18 protein-coding genes are annotated in these 18,502 nt (G+C 67.3%); 10 read left to right on the top strand and 8 right to left on the bottom strand.

Annotation, left to right across the window (positions count from 1 at the left end):
• Window positions 1–21: 21 nt before the first annotated feature.
• Entirely contained in the window at window positions 22–798 is a 777-nt protein-coding gene (locus ABD989_RS11540; protein WP_246992719.1) for an SDR family NAD(P)-dependent oxidoreductase, read from the top strand.
• An 80-nt stretch (window positions 799–878) separates the two neighbouring features.
• On the opposite strand, the gene ABD989_RS11535 is transcribed toward ABD989_RS11540, so the two are convergent.
• Both ABD989_RS11535 and ABD989_RS11530 read right to left on the bottom strand, forming a co-directional pair.
• The gene (locus ABD989_RS11535; protein WP_246992717.1) at window positions 879–2,558 is read right to left on the bottom strand and encodes a PHA/PHB synthase family protein; all 1,680 of its coding nucleotides are present in this window, start codon (window positions 2,556–2,558) and stop codon (window positions 879–881) included.
• Window positions 2,559–2,616: 58 nt separating this feature from the next.
• On the bottom strand, window positions 2,617–3,102 hold the full coding sequence (locus ABD989_RS11530) for a MaoC family dehydratase (RefSeq protein ID WP_425556529.1): 486 nt from the start codon (window positions 3,100–3,102) through the stop codon (window positions 2,617–2,619).
• Window positions 3,103–3,538: 436 nt separating this feature from the next.
• Between ABD989_RS11530 and ABD989_RS11525 the strand changes: the two genes are divergently transcribed.
• Window positions 3,539–4,057 carry a glycine cleavage system transcriptional repressor gene (locus ABD989_RS11525; protein ID WP_246992715.1) on the top strand — a complete coding sequence of 173 codons (519 nt, stop codon included), beginning with the start codon at window positions 3,539–3,541 and terminating at the stop codon, window positions 4,055–4,057.
• A 60-nt stretch (window positions 4,058–4,117) separates the two neighbouring features.
• On the top strand, window positions 4,118–4,498 hold the full coding sequence (locus ABD989_RS11520) for a helix-turn-helix domain-containing protein (protein WP_246992713.1): 381 nt from the start codon (window positions 4,118–4,120) through the stop codon (window positions 4,496–4,498).
• 70 nt (window positions 4,499–4,568) lie between these two features.
• On the opposite strand, the gene ABD989_RS11515 is transcribed toward ABD989_RS11520, so the two are convergent.
• The 4 genes from ABD989_RS11515 to ABD989_RS11500 form a co-directional block, all read right to left on the bottom strand.
• Window positions 4,569–4,865, bottom strand: a complete 297-nt coding sequence (locus tag ABD989_RS11515; RefSeq protein ID WP_246992712.1) for a hypothetical protein — start codon at window positions 4,863–4,865, stop codon at window positions 4,569–4,571.
• Between the two features lie 115 nt (window positions 4,866–4,980).
• Window positions 4,981–6,213: an MFS transporter gene (locus tag ABD989_RS11510; RefSeq protein WP_345313591.1), complete on the bottom strand. Its 1,233-nt coding sequence runs from the start codon at window positions 6,211–6,213 to the stop codon at window positions 4,981–4,983.
• Window positions 6,214–6,688: 475 nt separating this feature from the next.
• Window positions 6,689–8,518, bottom strand: coding sequence for an acyl-CoA dehydrogenase (locus ABD989_RS11505; RefSeq protein WP_345313590.1), 1,830 nt, complete (start codon window positions 8,516–8,518; stop codon window positions 6,689–6,691).
• Window positions 8,519–8,663: 145 nt separating this feature from the next.
• The gene (locus ABD989_RS11500; protein ID WP_246992706.1) at window positions 8,664–9,431 is read right to left on the bottom strand and encodes a deoxyribonuclease IV; all 768 of its coding nucleotides are present in this window, start codon (window positions 9,429–9,431) and stop codon (window positions 8,664–8,666) included.
• 101 nt (window positions 9,432–9,532) lie between these two features.
• On the opposite strand from ABD989_RS11500, the gene ABD989_RS11495 reads away from it, so the two are divergent.
• Window positions 9,533–10,837: a phosphatase PAP2 family protein gene (locus ABD989_RS11495; RefSeq protein ID WP_246992704.1), complete on the top strand. Its 1,305-nt coding sequence runs from the start codon at window positions 9,533–9,535 to the stop codon at window positions 10,835–10,837.
• 63 nt (window positions 10,838–10,900) lie between these two features.
• Here ABD989_RS11495 and ABD989_RS11490 read toward each other — a convergent pair whose 3' ends face one another.
• The gene (locus ABD989_RS11490) at window positions 10,901–11,740 is read right to left on the bottom strand and encodes a thioesterase family protein (RefSeq protein ID WP_246992702.1); all 840 of its coding nucleotides are present in this window, start codon (window positions 11,738–11,740) and stop codon (window positions 10,901–10,903) included.
• Window positions 11,741–11,762: 22 nt separating this feature from the next.
• On the opposite strand from ABD989_RS11490, the gene ABD989_RS11485 reads away from it, so the two are divergent.
• Window positions 11,763–12,362 carry an HdeD family acid-resistance protein gene (locus tag ABD989_RS11485; RefSeq protein ID WP_246992700.1) on the top strand — a complete coding sequence of 200 codons (600 nt, stop codon included), beginning with the start codon at window positions 11,763–11,765 and terminating at the stop codon, window positions 12,360–12,362.
• Here ABD989_RS11485 and ABD989_RS11480 read toward each other — a convergent pair.
• Entirely contained in the window at window positions 12,352–12,930 is a 579-nt protein-coding gene (locus ABD989_RS11480; RefSeq protein ID WP_345313589.1) for a hypothetical protein, read from the bottom strand. The genes ABD989_RS11485 and ABD989_RS11480 overlap by 11 nt on opposite strands.
• Window positions 12,931–13,092: 162 nt before the next feature.
• On the opposite strand from ABD989_RS11480, the gene ABD989_RS11475 reads away from it, so the two are divergent.
• The 5 genes from ABD989_RS11475 to ABD989_RS11455 are packed head-to-tail and all read left to right on the top strand — an operon-like array spanning window position 13,093 to window position 18,355.
• Window positions 13,093–14,016: a cation diffusion facilitator family transporter gene (locus ABD989_RS11475; protein ID WP_425556528.1), complete on the top strand. Its 924-nt coding sequence runs from the start codon at window positions 13,093–13,095 to the stop codon at window positions 14,014–14,016.
• Window positions 14,017–14,053: 37 nt separating this feature from the next.
• A complete protein-coding gene (locus ABD989_RS11470; RefSeq protein ID WP_246992694.1) occupies window positions 14,054–14,452 on the top strand; it encodes a DUF5709 domain-containing protein in 399 nt (132 codons plus the stop codon).
• Between the two features lie 3 nt (window positions 14,453–14,455).
• Window positions 14,456–15,028 (top strand): TetR/AcrR family transcriptional regulator, encoded by a 573-nt coding sequence (locus ABD989_RS11465; protein WP_246992692.1) that lies wholly within the window; start codon window positions 14,456–14,458, stop codon window positions 15,026–15,028.
• Window positions 15,029–15,033: 5 nt separating this feature from the next.
• A complete protein-coding gene (gene pta, locus ABD989_RS11460; RefSeq protein WP_345313587.1) occupies window positions 15,034–17,127 on the top strand; it encodes a phosphate acetyltransferase in 2,094 nt (697 codons plus the stop codon).
• 1 nt (window position 17,128) lies between these two features.
• Complete coding sequence (locus ABD989_RS11455; RefSeq protein WP_345313586.1) at window positions 17,129–18,355, top strand: acetate kinase; 1,227 nt, start codon at window positions 17,129–17,131, stop codon at window positions 18,353–18,355.
• Window positions 18,356–18,502: the final 147 nt, after the last annotated feature.

The following is an 18,502-nucleotide window of genomic DNA, read 5'->3' as shown; positions in this document are numbered from 1 at the left end:
CCCACAGTTATGCTCAGCAACATGGACATCAATGGAGCAAGTGCAATCGTCACGGGCGGTTCGTCGGGCATCGGTGCAGCCGCCGCTCGTCGTCTCGCCGCGCGGGGCGCCAAGGTCGTCATCGCCGACCTCAAGGCCGAAGAGGGCGAAGCCCTGGCCAAGGAGATCGGTGGCGTCTTCGTCACGGTCGACGTGACCGACACCGACCAGATCATCGCCGCTATCGAGAAGGCCGTGGAGCTCGGCCCGCTGAAGGCCGTCGTCAACTCGGCCGGTGTCGGCTGGGCGCAGCGCACCATCGGTCGCGACGGCGAGTTCGCGTCGGCGCACAATCTGGACCTGTACAAGAAGGTCATCGGGATCAACCTGATCGGCACCTTCGACGTGACCCGTCTGGCCGCCACCGCGATGAGCAAGAACGAGCCGGGCCCGGACAACGATCGCGGCGCGATCGTGAACCTCGCTTCGGTCGCCGCGTTCGACGGCCAGATCGGCCAGGCCGCCTACTCGTCGTCCAAGGGCGGCGTCGTCGGCATGACCCTGCCGGTCGCTCGCGACCTGTCGGCCGTGGGTGTGCGTCTGAACACCATCGCCCCGGGCCTCATCGACACCCCGATCTACGGCGAGGGCCCCGAGTCGGAGGCCTTCAAGGCCAAGCTGGGCGAGAGCGTCCTGTTCCCGAAGCGTCTCGGCGTGCCCGACGAGCTGGCCTCCATGGTGGAGGAGCTGATCACCAACTCGTACATGAACGCTGAAGTGATCCGCGTCGACGGCGGCATCCGGATGCCACCGAAGTAGGCGGATCGAAACCGCTGCAGACCAGAAACGGCGCGAGTCTCTCCGGTGAGAGGCTCGCGCCGTTTCGTGTGGTGGGGTTCTCAGCTCCGAACGTACGAGCCGGGGGCGGCCTCCAGCGGCGGGTTGGCCTTGCTGCCCATGGTCGGCGGCGCCTGCCGCTCGCCGGCGCGCGGGGTGTTCCAGCGGACCCAGTCCTCCCACCAGGAGTTCTCCTGAACGGTCGCGGCCTCGCGCCAGGCTTCGGGGTCGGCCGGCATGGCTGCCTGCTCGAGTTCTTCCGGATCGCCGACGGCCGCCGTCCAGCTCCGCTTGTTGGGCGGGTTCACGATTCCGGCGATGTGGCCGCCGTTCGACTGCACGTAGCGGATCCCGCTGCCGAACAGTCGGGCGCCCGTGTACGACGACGTCCACGGCACCACGTGGTCGTTGACGGCGCCGACGACGTAGACGTCGCCGGAGAACTTGCTCAGGTCGACGGTCTCGCCGCAGATCGTGAACTCGCCCTTGGCCAGCAGGTTCTCGCCGTACAGCTGGCGCAGGTACTGGATGTGCATGGAGGCCGGCATGTTGGTGGCGTCTTCGTTCCAGGTCAGCAGATCGAAGGCCGGCGGCTCCTCACCGAGCATCCAGCGCGACACCCAGTAGTCGAAGATCAGGTCGTTGGCCCGCAGGATGTCGAAGGTGTCGGCCATCGCCGATCCCGGCAGGTAACCGCGCTTGGACATCAGGATCTCGAGCTTGTCGAGGGTCTCGGGGTCGGTCATCAAGCCGAGCTGACCGGTGTTCGAGTAGTCCAGGAGCGTGTTGATCAACGTCAGGTTGCCGATCCGGTCGTCTCCGGTGCCCGCGGCGATCGCCGCCATCGCACCACCGAGGCAGACGGCGGTCAGGTCGACCTTCGGAGCGCCGGTGATCTCCTGGACCACTTCGAGCGCCGATCGGATACCGAGCTCGAGGTAGTCGTCGAAGGTCACGGAGCTCATGTCGGCGTCGGGGTTGCGGTACGAGATCGCGAACACCGTGCGTCCATGCCGGATGGCCCACTCGATGAGGCTCCGGTCCGGAGCCAGGTCCATCACGTAGTACTTGTTGATCCACGGCGGGCTGGCGAGCATCGGCACCGCGTGCACGTCCTCGGTCTGCGGGGCGTACTGGATGAGCTCCATCAGTTCGTTCCGGTACACCACCTGGCCGGGGGTGCAGGCCATGTTCTCACCGACGGTGAAGGCGTCCATGTCGACGCGCAGCGGCTTGCCGTTGCGCGTGGCGGCGTCGGACAGCGCGTGCTGGGCGCCGCGGGCCAGCGACTTGCCGCCGGTGTTGATGGCCTTGATGAGGACCTTGGGGTTCGTGAACGGCGAGTTGTAGGGCGAGATCGCGTCCCACATCATTTCGACGAAGGCCCGGGCCTTGGCGGTGTCGGTCGAGTCGTCGCCGCCGACCTCGATGAGGTCGAGGGCGTAACTGCGAGCGGCGAAGTAGGTCTCGGCGATCGTGTAGTAGCCGGGATTCTCGCTCCACGCGACATCGGAGAACCGGCGGTCGCGGGTCGACTCCGGGCACCGGGGCGCGTCGCCGATGCCGAACGTCACGCGGGTGGCGGCGCCGGGGATCTTGCCCATCCGCGAAGCGAATTCACCGGTGGCGCGGGCGACGCCGAGCGGGTTCTTGGCGGAGGCGCCGACCGCGCGGGCGGTCGCACCCAGGAAGCCGACGGGATCGATCTCGGCGCTGAGACGAGTGACGAGTGAGTTCTTCATTTCCTGCTAACTGCTGGTCTGTGTACGAGGGAGGGGTGCGTGGCGGCGTCGGGCGACGTCAGCGGAGGTAGCGCATGATCATCTCGGCGACGCAGACCGGTCGATCGACGCCCTCTGCGTTGAACGTCAGTGCGACGGTGAGCTGCCATCCGCCGGCGACGTCGTCCACGGCGAGGACTCGAGCGGAGGCGCTCACCTCGGACCCGACCGGAACGGGTGCGGGGAACCGCACCTTGTTGAGGCCGTAGTTGATGATCTGGGCGGCGTCGTCGACTTCCAGCAGGTCCCAGAACAGCGGGACGGTTAGCGACAGCGTGAGGTAGCCGTGCGCGATGGTGGTGCCGAACGGACCGTCCTTGGCGCGCTCGGGGTCGACGTGGATCCACTGGTGGTCGCCGGTGGCTTCGGCGAACGCATTGACCTGCTCCTGGGTGATGCGGATGCGCTTCGACGTACCCAGTTCCCGGCCGGTGAGGGACGGGAGCTCGGTGACATGCAGTCGGTGGGCAGCGGCGGGAGCGTCGTTGTCGCGGGAGTTGGTCACATCGTCCTATCTTGTGGAATGCCGAGATGAGTCGACTATTCGTCGTATATAAAGTGGATTCTCAGGTCGGCGGAAGAGGGCTTCGACTATCCGGTGGGCGGTGCGGATATCCGATCTGGTGAATTTAATTTAAGTGATTCAAATGCGGATTACTATCGTCTGTGAGGAATCTGACTCAGCGGGTACGTGGCGGCGTCTGCGCTGCTCACGTAAGGGTTTCATCGACTTCGTGTGGGAGCTGCCGTGACGAGTGCGCCTACTCGCAAGTAGATCTATCACTACTCGTAAGTAAGCTTTGCACGCTGTCGCGGGGAAATGCACTCGTCCGTTATTAATCGCTTTCTTGATGATTAATGGCGAACGATGAAAAGCGTTGCGCGAGGCCAGGATTCGCAGACTCGTACGAACCTGCGGCCGGTCGGGATACCCTTCGCTCATGCGAAATCTGGTGATGTCGGTGATTGGCGACGACCGTCCGGGCTTGGTCTCGGCGTTGTCCGACGCGGTGTCGGCCAACGGGGGCAACTGGGAGCGGAGTCAGCTCGCTCAGCTGGCCGGAAAATTCGCGGGCATCGTCGTGGTGGCGGTGCCGCAGGACCGCTCCGGGGAGCTCATCGACGCCGTCACGAACCTCGAGGGCCTGCTCGAGGTCGTCGTGCATTCGGCGGGCGCTTCGGTGGCGCGCGCAGGCGACTGGTCGTCGCTCACCATCGGAGTGCTGGGCAACGATCGCCCGGGCATCGTGCACGAGTTGTCCGCCGCGCTCAGCGCGAGCGGGGTCACCATCGAGAAGATGATCACCGGCACGCGCGACGCTCCGATGGCCGGCGGGATGCTCTTCGAGGCGCAGTTGGACGTCCTGGTGCCGCCGGACGCCGACGTCGCGACGATCCGTGCGGATCTGGAGCGCATTGCCGATGAATTGCTGGTCGACCTCGGGATCGACGGCGCGTAGTCGGCCCGGAGTCTTCGGTGCGGGCGAGTCTCGGCGGGTGTGCCTGGCTACGATCAGTGCATGAAGGATGGGGACTTCCAGCCGCTGTCGCTCGGTGAGCTCATCAGGACGCAGCGCGAGATGACCGCGATGCCGATGCGCAAACTCGCCGAGATGGTCGGGATCTCGAACCCGTATCTATCGCAGATCGAGCGGAACCTTCGCGAACCCAGCGATCGCGTGCTCGACGCCATCGCCGATCAGTTGCACCTGTCGGCCGACGCGCTCGCGGCGTCGACGCGGAAGTCGGACCCGGAAGGGCAGTCGGAGGTGGTCACGGCGATCCGTCGGGACCCGGATCTGACCCGCGCGCAGCGCGACGCCCTGGAGGAGATGTACGAGAGCTTCACCGAGGTCACCGTCGCGAACCGGCGTCGGCGGTCGCCGAAGGAAGAAGGCTGACCCCAGCGCGCAGAAACGCCGACGGCGCGAACCCGATGATCGGGTTCGCGCTGTCGGCGTTTCGGTGCTGTTACGCGAAGACCGAGCGGGCCGCGGAGACGCCGGCTGCGTTGATGTCCTCGACCAGCTTGGTCTGGGCAGCGACGGCGTCGTCGATGGCCGCGACGCCGGTGGTGACGATGAGCTTCTTCTGGAGGTCCAGGACGGTGCCGACCGACTTCTCGTAGATGTCGATCGAGGCGAGGGCGCCCTGCTTGGCGGTGTTCAGCAGCGCGTCCTGGACGTCCTCGACCTTCTTGGTCGAAGCGTCGATCGCGTCGGTGATCTGGGTGGCGGCGGTCTTGGTCGCGGCGGTCTGTGCAGCCATGGTGGTGCTCCTCTGTGTTGGAAGGGCGGACCGTGATCCGCTCTGACACTTAACAAGTTAGCATGTTGACTGCTAACTTGTCGTGTGGTGTCGGTCACCTCGCGGATCCCGGGAGCTACAGCTCCACTTCGCTCTCGACGTGCGGAGCGTTGCGGGTGCCGAGCACGCCGAGGACGGCCGCGCCCAGGCAGGCGACGGCGACAGCGCCTGCGAACCAGGGGAAGATCGCAGCCGTCCCGTAGCGGGAGGCCACGGTGCCGGCGACGACCGTCGGGATGCCCATCGCGAGATAGCCGAGCAGGTAGTACGCGCTCATCACGCGGCCGCGTGAATCGGCCGGGGTCACCTCGCTGAGGTGTCGCAGTGAACCGCCGAAGGCCAGCCCGAACACGGCGCCGAGGAACAGCGAGTCGACGATGATGGCGGTCATCGAGCCGCTGCGCACGGCGAAGATCGCGCCGATGAGCGCGATGATCATGCCGATGTCGCCGGCGATGGCGGTGGCGCGCGGCGGGAAACGGCCGCCGACGAACTGCGACGCGGCGGCGGCCGCGGCCATCACCGCGATGACGCTGCCGACGAAGATCAGCGATGTCTGGCCGGTGGTCTGTTGGGCGAGTGCCGGGTACAGGCTGAGGAAGACGCCGAGGACCGACCATGCGGTCAGGATGCCGATTCCGGAGAACCAGAAGTCGGAGCGGATCTCCGCGGGCACCGACGGGGCGCTGAGTCGGATCTTGGCGCCGGTGCGGCCCGTGTGCGGCTCCACCAGCGCGATGGTCGCCGCGAGCAGCCCGAGCACCACCACCAGCATGATCGCGTACGGCAGGCGCAGTGGGATCGACGACCACTGAGCGGCCGCGGCGGCGCCGAGCACGGTCAGTGCGATGCCTGCGTTGAGGGCCGCGCCGCTGACCGCGCCGTTGCGGGCGCCGTCGTACGGGCGGACGTCGAGCAGTGCGGCACCGGAGACCACGATGACGGCGCCGATCGCGGCGCCGTGCAACAGTCGGGCCAGCAGGAGTTCCCACAGCTGCGTGGCGAACAGGAAGATCATCAGGCCCACGAGGATCGTCACCAGCGAGGTCACCAGAACCGGTTTGCGGCCGACTGCATCGGAGATCGGCCCCACGGTCATGGCGGCGGTCAGTGCGCCGACGGCGTACACGGCGAAGATCAACGTGGTGGTGAGCGGTCCGAAGCCCCACTGCTCGGCGTAGACCGGGTAGAGCGGCGACGGCAGCGCGGACGTGCCCAGTGCCAGCGCCAGCAGGGCCAGGAGCAGGAGGAACGACCAGGGCTGCGGGTGAATGTGGCGGGGTCCCCGGGTGCCCTCATTTCCTGTCATGGATGCGAGGGTAGACCACCGGCTGAGCGCTCGTTCAGGCCGTGCGTTCGGCCTCGAACCGCCGTCTCACCCGGGCTCGACGGCCTACTGGAGAGTTCGCTGCCATATAGGCGGTCACCGTGGTCAATATGACCACGGTGGGCCCGCCGGTGCCAGCGAACCCCGCCGACGCGCGGTGGGAGATGCGATGAACCCCGCCGGTTGTCCGGCGGGGTTCATCGTGTGCCGATCCTGAGCTCGTCGAAGGACGAGGAGCAGGTCAGAAGGCGGCTTCGTCGAGTTCCATCAGATCCCTCGGCGAGCTGTCTTCCTCGTCAGTTGCCTGAATTTCTTAGAAGGCGGCTTCGTCGAGTTCCATCAGATCCCTCGGCGAGCTGTCTTCCTCGTCAGTTGCCTGAATTTCTTAGAAGGCGGCTTCGTCGAGTTCCATCAGATCCCTCGGTGAGCTGTCTTCCTCGTCAGTTGCCTGAATTTCTTAGAAGGCGGCTTCGTCGAGTTCCATCAGATCATTGTCGACGTTTTCCACGGTGCCGCGGATGGCGGTCAGCAGCGGCAGCATGTTCTTGGCGAAGAAGGTGGCGGTGGCGACCTTGCCCTCGTAGAACGGCTTGTTGTCGCCCTCGGCGCCGGCGTCGAGGGCCTTCAGGGCCACCTCGGCCTGACGCAGCAGTAGCCAGCCGACAACCAGGTCGCCGACAGCCATCAGGAAGCGGACCGAACCGGTGCCGACCTTGTACAGCTGCTTCGGGTCCTCCTGCGCGGACATCAGGAAGCCGGTGAGCGCGGCGGCCATGCCCTGCACGTCTTCCAGAGCGGTCTTCAGCAGCGCGTACTCGGCGGCCAGGCGCTCGTCGGCCGCGGCCTCGATGGTCGCGTTGACCTGACCGGCGACGTGGCCCAGTGCCTGGCCCTTGTCGCGGATGATCTTGCGGAAGAAGAAGTCCTGCGCCTGGATGGCGGTGGTGCCCTCGTACAGCGAGTCGATCTTCGAGTCGCGGATGTACTGCTCGATCGGGTAGTCCTGCAGGAAGCCGGAACCGCCCAGGGTCTGCAGCGACTCGGTGAGCTTCTCGTAGGCGCGCTCGGAGCCGACACCCTTGACGATCGGGAGCAGCAGGTCGTTGACCTTGTGCGCCATCTCGGCGTCGGCGCCGGAGACGATGTTCGCGGCGACGGCGTCCTGGTGCGATGCGGTGTACAGGTACACGGCGCGCAGGCCCTCGGCGTACGCCTTCTGGGTCAGCAGGGCGCGACGTACGTCCGGGTGGTGGGTGATGGTGACGCGCGGCGCGGCCTTGTCGGTCATCTGCGTCAGGTCGGCGCCCTGGACGCGCTGCTTGGCGTAGTCGAGCGCGTTGAGGTAGCCGGTCGACAGGGTGGCGATGGCCTTGGTGCCGACCATCATGCGAGCGTGCTCGATGACGTCGAACATCTGGGCAATGCCCGAGTGGGTCTCGCCGACGAGCCAGCCCTTGGCCGGGACGCCGTGCTGGCCGAAGGTGACCTCGCAGGTGCTGGAGGCCTTGATGCCCATCTTGTGCTCGACGTTGGTGACGAAGGCGCCGTTGCGGTCGCCGAGTTCGCCGGTCTCGTGGTCGAAGTGGAACTTCGGAACGAAGAACAGCGACAGGCCCTTGGTGCCCGGGCCCGCGCCCTCGGGGCGAGCGAGCACGAGGTGGAAGATGTTCTCGGTCATGTCCTGGTCGGCCGAGGTGATGAAGCGCTTCACGCCCTCGATGTGCCAGGTGCCGTCTTCCTGTTTGATGGCCTTGGTGGTGCCTGCGCCCACGTCGGAGCCGGCATCCGGCTCGGTGAGGACCATGGTGGCGCCCCAGCCGCGCTCGGAGCAGATGGCAGCCCACTTCTTCTGCTCATCGGTGCCGTTGTCGTAGAAGATGTTCGAGAACCCGGCGCCGGCCGCGTACATGAACACGGGCGGATTGGCGCCCAGGATCATCTCGCCGAGGGCCCAGTACAGCGAACGCGGAGCGGGCAGGCCGCCGAGCTCCTCGTCGACGCCGACCTTGTCCCAGCCGGCCTCGATGAAGGCGTTGTACGACTTCTTGAAGCTCTCCGGGATGGTCACCGAGTGGTCGGCCGGGTCGAACACGGGCGGGTTGCGGTCCGCGTCGGCGAAGGAATCGGCGATCGGGCCTTCGGCGAGGGTGCGGACCTCGCGCAGCATGTCGACGGCGGTCTCGTGGTCGAGGTCGCCGAACTCGCCGGACTCCAGCACCTGGTCGAGCTGGTACATCTCGAAGAGGTTGAAGTGCAGGTCGCGAAGGTTGGACTTGTAGTGGCCCATGGTCTTCCAATCTCAAGTACGTCAAGGAGGGCTGACCGGACAAGTTACTTGCCGGTAACTCTTGACAGACTACCCAACGTTCCAGTGGTGGACAACCGGAAACAGCTGTGGGCGTGCTTACAATTGCAAGCGGAAGGTGGGGGGCTTAGAGCTCCCGCAAATACGCTAGATCGGCCGGAATGCCCTCGGCGGGCGTCTCCAGGATCGTCGGGGCGTTCGCTTGCGCCATCAGTTCGGCCAGCACGTCCGGAGCGATGTGGCCCGACTCCAGGTTCGCGTGCCGGTCGCGCCCGGAGTCGAACTCGTCGCGGGAGTTGTTCAGGTGCACCAGGTCGATGCGGCCGGTGATCGCCTTGATCCGCTCCACGAGGCCGACGAGCTCTTCGCCGCCGGCCCAGGCGTGGCAGGTGTCCAGGCAGAAACCGGCCTGGTCGAAGTCGCCGACCGCATCCCAGAGTCGTTCGATCGACTCGAGCGTGCGGGCCATCGCGTGATCGCCGCCCGCGGTGTTCTCGATCAGGATCGGCACCCCGAAGCCGCCCTTGTCCTGCTGGCGTTCGAAGAGCTTGCGCCAGTTGTCGAAGCCTTCGGCGGCGTCCTCGCCGTCGCGCAGATGTCCGCCGTGCACCACCAGTCCGATGGCGCCCAGCTCGGCCGCCGCCGCGGCCTGCTGCTCGACGGCCTTGCGGGACGGCATGCGGAGGCGGTTGTTCAGGCTGGCGACGTTGATCTGGTAGCTGGAATGCACCACGACGTCGATCGGTGAATCCCGGATCTGGGCCGCGTGCGGATGCGGTTGTGGCTGGTTCCACTTCTGTGGATCGGTGACGAACATCTGGAAGACATCGATGCCGAGTTCCTCGGCGGTGGTGATCGGGTTCTCGTCCTGGCGCAGGTGGGCTCCGAGTCGCATGAACACCACGATAGGCGAGCCCGCCGCGCCGTCGGCGGGGCTGCCGGTTTCCGGAGGGGCTGTAGTCTGACCCGGTTGCCGTATGCGTAGGAGCAGTTGACGTGAGTGTGAACAGTTCGGCGTCGCCGACCGGTGAGACCGAACCTGACGATCACCGTCAGACTGACCCGGAGGCGCCCGCCGAGGCGCCCGTGGAGGTGGTCGTCGAGTCGGGACGCGACCTCAAGTGGGTGCGTCGTTCCCTGCTACTGGTGTGGGCCGTGGCCCTCGGTTTCGAGATCGCCATCAACGGCATCGCCTTCGACCGCACCCGACTAATCCTCTACTTGGCCTTCGGCATGGCGGCGGCCACCGTCGGACGACGGCGCGCCATCACGGTGATCATCGACTGGCTGCCCTTCGTGCTGATCCTGATGCTGTACGACTGGACGCGCAACATCGCCGTCTGGCTGGACATGCCGACGCATTGGAAGCTGGCGGTCGACGCCGACAACTGGCTCTTCGGCGTCAACCCCACCGTGTGGCTGCAGTCGCACATCAAGTTCGCCGAACCGCCCTGGTGGGAGGTGATCGTCAGCGTCGTCTACATGTCGTACTTCATCGTCCCGTACGCGACCGCGGCGGTGCTGTGGGTGCGCAATCGGGCGACGTGGCGTCGCTTCGCCGCCTGTTTCATCGCGACGAGTTTCGTCGGCCTGATCGGCTACACGCTGGTGCCGGCGGCACCGCCGTGGGCGGCGGCCAAGTGCACCGCGGCCGACGTGGCCGACTACCCGCACGATCCGGACTGCATGTACCTGCCCGAGGGCCCGGTCGCGGACAACCTGCTGGGGCAGGTGGAACCGGTGCACGAGGGTGCCGCGCCGTATGTCGAGCGGATCTCCACGCGCGGTTGGCACGTGATTCGCGTGGAAGCGGCGAGCAAGCTGATCAAGGGCGGTCAGGGACAGTCGAACCTGGTGGCCGCGATCCCGTCGCTGCACGCCGGCCTGACCATGATGCTGGCGCTGTTCATGTGGCCGCGGACCAAGGCGCTCGGTCGAACGATGTTCATGGGGTACGCGCTGGTCATGGCGTTCGCGCTGATGTACACGGCCGAGCACTACTTCTTCGACATCCTGCTCGGCTGGCTGCTGGCCGCACTCGTGGTCGGCACGGTGGCGTTGATCGACAACAAGTGGATTCAGCCGCGCAACCGCCGACGGGCCGCCCGGGAAGAGGCCGAGCGCGTCGAAGCGGTGGAGCAGGCCGTACTCGACGGTCCCGCGCCGATGCCGCATCCGGAACGGGTGCCGGACCTGGTCTCGCTGCCGGAGGCCGGGGCCTCGACGGACCCGGTGTCGCCGCCGGACTCCGCCGCGCCGCCCAGCCCGACCGGACCGGTGAGCCCCGCGCCGACGGCGTAACCGCCTGCCGGGATCCCCAGATGCGGGATCCCCCAGGTGCGGGGTCCTCGGGTGCGGGGCGGCCTACGACGACCAGAGGTGCGCGCGGGGCGTCTTCGCGAAGTCGATCATCGCGCGGGCGTTCTCCACGGCCGTCACCGTGCCGGTGCCGATCGCGCCGTGCCGGTCGAACAGCGTCGCGGTGCCGACGGAGATGCCGTCGGACGAGAGATGGGTGTCGGCTTCCACTCCGACGCGCACGCCCTCGGGCAGTCGGGCCAGGGCCACGGTGAGGTCGCAGTTGATGAAACCGATGCCGCCTTCGCCCCAGTTGGTCATCAGGCTGGTCGATTCCGCGGTGATCACGGCGCGCTGGAACGGGGTGAGTTCGACGCCGTCCACCAGCGGCAGGGCCTTGGACCACAGGCGATGGCGGTGCGCCTCCTGCTGGCCGGCCATGCTCGTGGTCCAGCCGTCCGGCCCGACGCCGAACCGGGGATCGGCGTCGTCGTCCGAAACGTCCGGAGGGAAGAAGGTGCGCTCGGCCTCCGGGCGCGTCCAGCGACCGCCCGGCGGGTCGACGCTCTCGACGAGGAACACGGTCACGCCCTTGGCGACGAGGATCTTGGCCTCGGCGGCGTCGTCGTGCTGGATCACCTCGAAGCCGGCCACCAGGATGCGGCCGCCGGAGCGCTCCACCGACGTGCGGACGACGGTCGGCAGGCGACGGGCGCTCTTGAACAGTTCGATGGTGAAGCGGGCCGGGCGCCAGCCCTCGCGACGATGTTCGGTCTCCACCGCGTAGGCGGCGATCGCGCAGACGGCCGGACCGTTGAGCGCATCGGGCCCCCACAGGCTGTAGGCCATAGACGTGGGAACAAAGCGACCCGTGTTGTCGCGAGTGAAAAAAGCGGGTTCAGCCATACCGAGAGGTTACGCTGTGCCTATGGTCACTCCTGAAGTCCACCCCGCTGCGCCCGCCGTGCCTCCCGAGGCTGTCAACGCCATCCGCTCGGGCCTGCTGTTCTCGGCCGTGGTCGGCATCGTCCTCGGTGTGCTGATGATGGTGTGGCCGGGCATCACCGTCTTCGTCGCCGGCTTGCTGTTCGGCATCTCGCTGGTGGTGGCCGGACTGTTCCGCCTGTTCTACTCGTTCGCCTCGGTGGGTCTCACCTTCGGGTTGCGCATTCTGATGCTGATCCTGGGCTTGGCCATGGTGTTCTGCGGCGTCATCGCGATCATCAGCCCGGCGGACGCCTGGTGGATGCTGGCGGTATTCATCGGCATCGGCTGGATCTTCGGCGGCTTCCAGGACATGTTCGGCGCCCGCGCCGACGTCGCGGTGGCACCGCGCTGGCTGGTCATCGTCGGCGGCGTGATCTCGGTGATCGCCGGTATCGCCATGCTCTTCCTGGCGCCCGGCGCCACCCTGACCACGCTGGCGTGGCTGCTCGGCCTGATGCTGATCGTGGTCAGCATCGTCACGTTGGTCTCCCTGCCGCGCAAGGTCCCCGTCGCTCCTGCGCCGGGACAGGTCATCGACTGACCGCGCCCCGATCCGGATACCGACCCGGCGTCGCACCGTCGAAATCACTCGACGGAGCGGCGCCGGAGTCGTTCGGCAGCAACCGGCGCAGGTTGGTGAACGACGCCGCGAGTTCGGTGGTGTGCACCAGGGTGAGGCCGTCCAGCGGATCGACGGTGCTCCCGGCGTGCACGGCGGCGGCGCCGAGCAGACGACGGGCGGTGGGTCGGTCGCAGTCCCAGAGCGCATCCGCGGTGCGGACGTAGAGGGCCACGGCCGCGTTCACCGCGTCGAGGTGCAGCAGCGCCCACGCCCAGTGCTTGGCGACGTCCACGGTGTCGGCTTCGCCTCGGCCGTGCGTGCGCACGTACTTGCCGTGCAGTTCCTGGCACAGCAGGTCGGTGTCCTGCCAGAGCTGCAGGAAGCGCATGCACCGGACGCTCGCGTGCAGCGCACGCAGATACGGCACCGAGTACGGGCCTTCGCGGCGCGCGCGGACTTCGCGGAGGACGGAGAACTCCGCGAGCGCGTGGTCGTACTCACCGGCCTCGAACCGTGATCGGGCTTCGGCTTCCAGCTCGTCGAGCATGACTCCACCATGCCCGGCCGGACGCGGCGGTGGGCCGGGTCGGCCGAATCTGAGACGAACCCGGGCAAAGGTTTCGGGGATTGGGGGGATTTCGGGGCGGGGTGTCCGAAGAATGCGGGATTCCGAGAACGGTCGGGTTCCCGGGCGGGCGGGGATGGAAGGATGAGCGGCATGGACGCCACGCACAACAGAGATCTCAGCCGCTGGGCGCTGCTGAGCATCGCGGCGGCGCTCGTCACCATCGCGCTGAAGTCCTCGGCCTGGCTGATCACCGGCTCGGTGGGCCTGCTGTCCGACGCCGCCGAGTCGGTGGTGAACCTGGTCGCGGCGGTCGTCGCATTCATCGCCCTGCGGGTGGCCGCGCGCCCGGCCGACGACGACCACAACTTCGGACACTCCAAGAGCGAGTACTTCTCGGCGGTCATCGAGGGCGTCATGATCGTGGTGGCCGCGGGCGTCATCATCTACACCGCCGTCGACCGTCTGCTCAATCCTCGCGAGCTCGAATCGGTCGGCATCGGTCTGGCTGTCTCGGTGATCGCCTCGGTGGTCAACGGGGTGGTCGCGTGGCTGCTGATCCGCGCCGGCCGACGGCACCGATCCATCACGCTGGAGGCCGACGGCCGACACCTGCTCACCGACGTCTGGACCACGGCCGGCGTCGTGATCGGCGTGGCACTGGTGGCGCTCACCGGCTGGCTGCCGCTGGACCCGATCATCGCCATCGGGGTCGCGATCAACATCCTGGTGGTCGGTTACCTCCTGATCAAACGGTCGACGGCCGGTCTGATGGATTCCGCGCTCGACGACGAGGATCTCGCGGTGATCGAGGACGTGCTCGAGCGCTACCGCGCCGAGGTGGGTCCCGAGACCGTCGACTTCCACGACATCCGCACGCGTGAATCCGGCCACCTCCGGTTCCTACAGCTGCACATGCTGGTCCCCGGCGGGTGGTCGGTCCAGCGCGGGCACGACGCGATCGAAGAAGTGGAGACGGCCTTGCGTGCGGCCCTGGACGAGCTCGTGGTGACGGTGCATCTGGAACCGATCGAAGATCCGCGGGCCTACGAATCGTGGCGGCGGTGAGCGCGCGCCGGGAGTGATCGGGCGATAGGCTCGAGGCATGAGTGATCCCGACGACTTGGTCGACGCGAACGAGGACTATCAGAGCGACCAGCTGCAGCCCGAGGAGACCTTGGAGAACAAGGAACTCGAGGACGTGCTGGACCGCGGCTACTCGCCGCCGGATCGTCGGCCCGCCGAACACCCCGAGCACGAGACGCTGGATGAGCGCCTCTCCGACGAGGAGCCGGACGTCTTCGTCGACGCTGATTCCGGTCGCGACCCGGACTTCCCGTCGAACGCCGAGGTCGGTCGCCATCGCGCGGGTCGCCTGGTGGCGCCCGATCTGGGCACCGAGGCCGACGTGGACGCCCAGCTGCTGGCCAGCGACGCGGGTATCGACGGGGCGGGTGCGTCGGCCGAAGAGGCCGCCATGCACGTGATCGACGACGAACGTTAGGTCATGGATCGCGATCGTCTCGTCGAAGTCGGCGTCGGCCTGATCTCCAGCTTCGGCGCCAAAGCGCTGAGCCTGACCTCGGTGGCTCGGCATGCCGGTGTCGCGCGGGCCACGGCCTACCGCATGTTCGGTGGGCGGGACGCGCTGGTCTCGGCCATCCTGCAGCATGAGTTGGGTCTTATCGCCGACAAGATGGGCGAGTGGGGTGCCGACGAGCCCGATATCGCCAAACGCGTGCACCTGCGGGCGGTGGAGTCGCTGCGATACATCCGCGAGCACGCCGCGCTCCAGTACGTGCTGACCCGGGAACCGGAGGAGATCGTCCGTGCCCTGATCCCGACCCGCGGCTCCAACGAGCCCACGTTGATCGACCTGATCGTGGACGCCACGCTGCCGGAGATCCGCGACGACGAAGCCGCACTTCTCTACCCGGATCCGCGGGGTGCCGTGGAACTCATGATCCGGGTCGCCTACTCCTGCATGCTGGTTCCGGACGGACATCTGACCGACGATCAGATCGCCGATCTCACGGCTCGGGCTGTCGTGCAGAATCCCGACGCGGCGACGATACGCTGACATCCATGACTGGTAACGGGATCGAGTCCGCGAGCGGCATCTACGTCGCCTCGGCCGAAGGGGACACCGGCAAATCGACGGTCGCGCTGGGCGTGCTGGTCCAACTGGCGGCGACCGGCGGTCGCGTCGGACTCTTCCGGCCCATCGCGCGTTCCGCGGCGGGCGAGCGCGACGAGATCGTCGATCTGCTCATCGAGTACACGTCGGTCGACGTGCCGTACGAGGACTGCCTCGGCGTGACCTACGACGACGTGCACGCGGACCCGGACGCCGCGATCGCCGAGATCGTGACGCGTTACCACGCGGTCGCCGCGCAGTGCGACAACGTGTTGATCCTGGGGTCGGACTACACCGACGTCGCCTCGCCGTCCGAGCTCAGTTACAACGCGCGGATCGCGGCCAACCTGGCCGCCCCGATCCTGCTGGTGGTGAAGGCGCTCGATCGCGAGCCCGCCGAGGTCCGCGGCCTGGTGGAGCTGCTGGTCGGGGACATCCGGCAGGCCCACGCGGCCGTGGCCGGCGTGGTGGCCAACCGGTGCGATCGGCACCGGCTCCCGGAGATCGTCGACGCCATCGCCGAGGGCGGATACCGTGCGTGGGCGCTGCCGGAAGAGCCGCTGCTGTTCGCGCCGACCATGGCCGAGCTGGCCACGGCGCTGGACGCGGAACTGTTCAGCGGCGACGAGGAACTGCTCGACCGCGAGGCGATCGACGTGATGGTCGGCGGCATGACCGTCGAGCACATTCTGGAGCGGCTCAGCGAGTCGATGGCCGTCATCGCGCCGGCCGACCGTTCGGACGTGTTGCTGTCGTTGGTGAACGCGAATGCGGCGCAGGGTTTCCCGCGCCTGGCCGGCATCATCTTGAACGGCGGCCTCAAGCCGCACCCGATGATCGACGCATTGGTCCGCGGCCTGCGGCCCACGCTGCCGATCCTGCAGTGTGAGCACGGCACCTACGAGACCGCGCGGATCTGCTCCACCACGCGCGGCCGCATCGGGGTGGGTTCGGTGCGCAAGATCGACGCCGCGCTCGGGTTGATGGAGCGGCACATGCCGGCCGACGGCCTGTTCGCGGATCTGCAGTTGCACGCGTCCGAGGTGATGACGCCGCAGATGTTCGAGTACATGCTGCTGTCGCAGGCGAAGTCTGACCGGCAGCACATCGTGCTTCCGGAGGGCGACGACGACCGGATCCTGCGGGCGGCCGGTCGGCTGCTGCGTCGCGGCGTGGCGCGCCTGACCCTGCTCGGGCAGGAGGACGCGGTGCGTCGTCGCGCGGAGGAGCTCGGCATCGATCTGACCGACGTCGACATTCTGGATCCGCGCACCAGCGAGCTGGTCGACGAGTTCGCCGCGATCTACACCGAGCTGCGAAAGCACAAGGGCATGACCCTCGATCGCGCCCAAGAGGTGGTGCGCGACGAGTCGTACTTCGGCACCATGATGCTGCACACCGGCATGGTCGACGGCATGGTCTCCGGCGCGGTGCACACCACCGCGCAGACCATCCGCCCGGCCTTCGAGATCATCAAGACCCAGCCCGGGGTCTCGACCGTGTCGAGCGTCTTCTTCATGTGCCTGGCCGACAAGGTCCTCGCCTACGGTGACTGCGCCATCGTGCCGGATCCGACGTCCACCGAGCTCGCCGACATCGCGATCTCGTCGGCGGCCACCGCCGCGGCGTTCGGCATCGATCCGCGGGTGGCCATGCTCAGCTACTCGACGGGCGGCTCCGGGACCGGCGCCGACGTGGACAAGGTCCGCGCGGCCACCGAACTGGTGCGGGAGCGCGCACCGGAGATCCTGGTGGAGGGGCCGATCCAGTACGACGCCGCCATCGACCGGTCCGTCGCCGTCACCAAGATGCCCGACTCGCCGGTCGCCGGTCAGGCCACGGTCCTGATCTTCCCGGACCTCAACACGGGTAACAACACCTACAAGGCCGTGCAGCGCAGTGCCGGCGCCATCGCGATCGGTCCGGTGCTGCAGGGTCTGAACAAGCCGATGAACGACTTGTCGCGGGGCGCTCTCGTCTCCGACATCGTCAACACGGTCGCCATCACCGCGATCCAGGCACAGAACCTGAAGAAGGGCTGACATGACCGAGTCGATCGCCGACACCATCACGCCGGGCGCGGTGCTGGTGATCAACGCCGGCTCGTCGTCGCTGAAATACCAGCTGGTGGATCCGGCATCCGCGCAGGTGTACGCGAACGGCCTGGCCGAGCGGATCGGGGAACCCGTCGGCTCCTCCATCACGCACATGGTCGGCAACCGGGAGCGGATCCTCGAGGTGGCGCTGCCCGACCACCGGACGGCCATCGCCGAAGTGGTCGAGCTGTTCCGTGCGGACGGGATCCATCTGGCCGACGCCGGTCTCACCGCGGTCGGCCATCGCCTGGTGCACGGCGGCACAGAGTTCCATTCGCCGATCGTGATCGACGACGCGGTGATCGCCACCATCGAGCGACTCTCCCCGCTGGCGCCGCTGCACAATCCGCCCACCCTGCGCGGAGTCGAGGCGGTCAGCGAACTGCTGCCGGACGTGCCCGCCGTCGGCATCTTCGACACCGCGTTCTTCTACGACCTCCCCGCGGCCGCCGCCACTTACGCGATAGACACCGAGGTCGCCGCCGAATACGGCATCCGCCGGTACGGCTTCCACGGCACCAGCCACCAGTACGTGTCGCGCTGCGCTGCGCGTTTCCTGGGTCGGCGCAACGACGAGGTCAACCAGATCGTTCTCCACCTGGGCAACGGCGCGTCGGCGTCGGCGATCCGCGGCGGCCGACCGGTCGACACCTCCATGGGCCTCACCCCGCTCGAGGGCCTGGTGATGGGCACCCGCGTCGGCGACATCGACCCGGGCATCGCCTTCCACCTCGCGCGGGTGGGCGGGATGTCGGTGGACGACGTCGACCGGATCTACAACAAGCACGGCGGGCTCAAAGGGCTGTGCGGGGAGAACGACTTCCGCGCGATCTTGGAACGCATCGACGCTGGCGACGCGGCCGCGAAGCTGGCGTACGACGTCTACGTGCACCGCCTGCGCCACTACCTCGGTGCCTACATGATCGACCTCGGCCGGGTGGACGCCGTCGTGTTCACCGCCGGGGTGGGGGAGAACGCCGCCGCGGTGCGCGCCGACGCCCTGGCCGGCCTGGAGAACTTCGGCATCGTGCTGGATTCGGAGCGCAATGTCGAACGTTCTCGGGTCAGCCGCCGCATCTCGACCGACGATTCGCCGATCGCCGTCCTGGTGGTGCCGACCAACGAAGAATTGGCGATCGCCCAGCAGGCCGCCGAAGTGGTCCTGACCAGCTGATTTGTGTTCCACGAACGGCCTGTGTAACTTTATCGGAGTTGCCAGCGAGCAGGGCGCCCGAGAGGGAGCCGGCCAGGGTGACAGACTCTGCTCAATGAAGTTCGCACGATGTATTTAGTCGTGTGGTGTTGTTGGGTGTGTGTTTTT

The sequence above is a fragment of the Gordonia alkaliphila genome (assembly GCF_039542465.1).
Lineage (GTDB): Bacteria > Actinomycetota > Actinomycetes > Mycobacteriales > Mycobacteriaceae > Gordonia > Gordonia alkaliphila.
Note: the sequence above shows the minus strand (reverse complement) of the source record. Positions and strands in the feature narration are given on the sequence as shown.

Coding starts and splice junctions, on each gene's coding strand:
- ABD989_RS11515 (WP_246992712.1), bottom strand. CDS start 4,865: ATGGCTGCACAGACCGCCGCGACCAAGACCGCCGCCACCCAGATCACC.
- ABD989_RS11470 (WP_246992694.1), top strand. CDS start 14,054: ATGAGTGATCCCGACGACTTGGTCGACGCGAACGAGGACTATCAGAGC.
- ABD989_RS11475 (WP_425556528.1), top strand. CDS start 13,093: ATGAGCGGCATGGACGCCACGCACAACAGAGATCTCAGCCGCTGGGCG.
- ABD989_RS11510 (WP_345313591.1), bottom strand. CDS start 6,213: ATGACAGGAAATGAGGGCACCCGGGGACCCCGCCACATTCACCCGCAG.
- ABD989_RS11525 (WP_246992715.1), top strand. CDS start 3,539: ATGCGAAATCTGGTGATGTCGGTGATTGGCGACGACCGTCCGGGCTTG.
- ABD989_RS11500 (WP_246992706.1), bottom strand. CDS start 9,431: ATGCGACTCGGAGCCCACCTGCGCCAGGACGAGAACCCGATCACCACC.
- ABD989_RS11535 (WP_246992717.1), bottom strand. CDS start 2,558: ATGAAGAACTCACTCGTCACTCGTCTCAGCGCCGAGATCGATCCCGTC.
- ABD989_RS11490 (WP_246992702.1), bottom strand. CDS start 11,740: ATGGCTGAACCCGCTTTTTTCACTCGCGACAACACGGGTCGCTTTGTT.
- ABD989_RS11485 (WP_246992700.1), top strand. CDS start 11,763: ATGGTCACTCCTGAAGTCCACCCCGCTGCGCCCGCCGTGCCTCCCGAG.
- ABD989_RS11520 (WP_246992713.1), top strand. CDS start 4,118: ATGAAGGATGGGGACTTCCAGCCGCTGTCGCTCGGTGAGCTCATCAGG.
- ABD989_RS11465 (WP_246992692.1), top strand. CDS start 14,456: ATGGATCGCGATCGTCTCGTCGAAGTCGGCGTCGGCCTGATCTCCAGC.
- ABD989_RS11540 (WP_246992719.1), top strand. CDS start 22: ATGGACATCAATGGAGCAAGTGCAATCGTCACGGGCGGTTCGTCGGGC.
- ABD989_RS11480 (WP_345313589.1), bottom strand. CDS start 12,930: ATGCTCGACGAGCTGGAAGCCGAAGCCCGATCACGGTTCGAGGCCGGT.
- ABD989_RS11505 (WP_345313590.1), bottom strand. CDS start 8,518: ATGGGCCACTACAAGTCCAACCTTCGCGACCTGCACTTCAACCTCTTC.
- ABD989_RS11455 (WP_345313586.1), top strand. CDS start 17,129: ATGACCGAGTCGATCGCCGACACCATCACGCCGGGCGCGGTGCTGGTG.
- pta (WP_345313587.1), top strand. CDS start 15,034: ATGACTGGTAACGGGATCGAGTCCGCGAGCGGCATCTACGTCGCCTCG.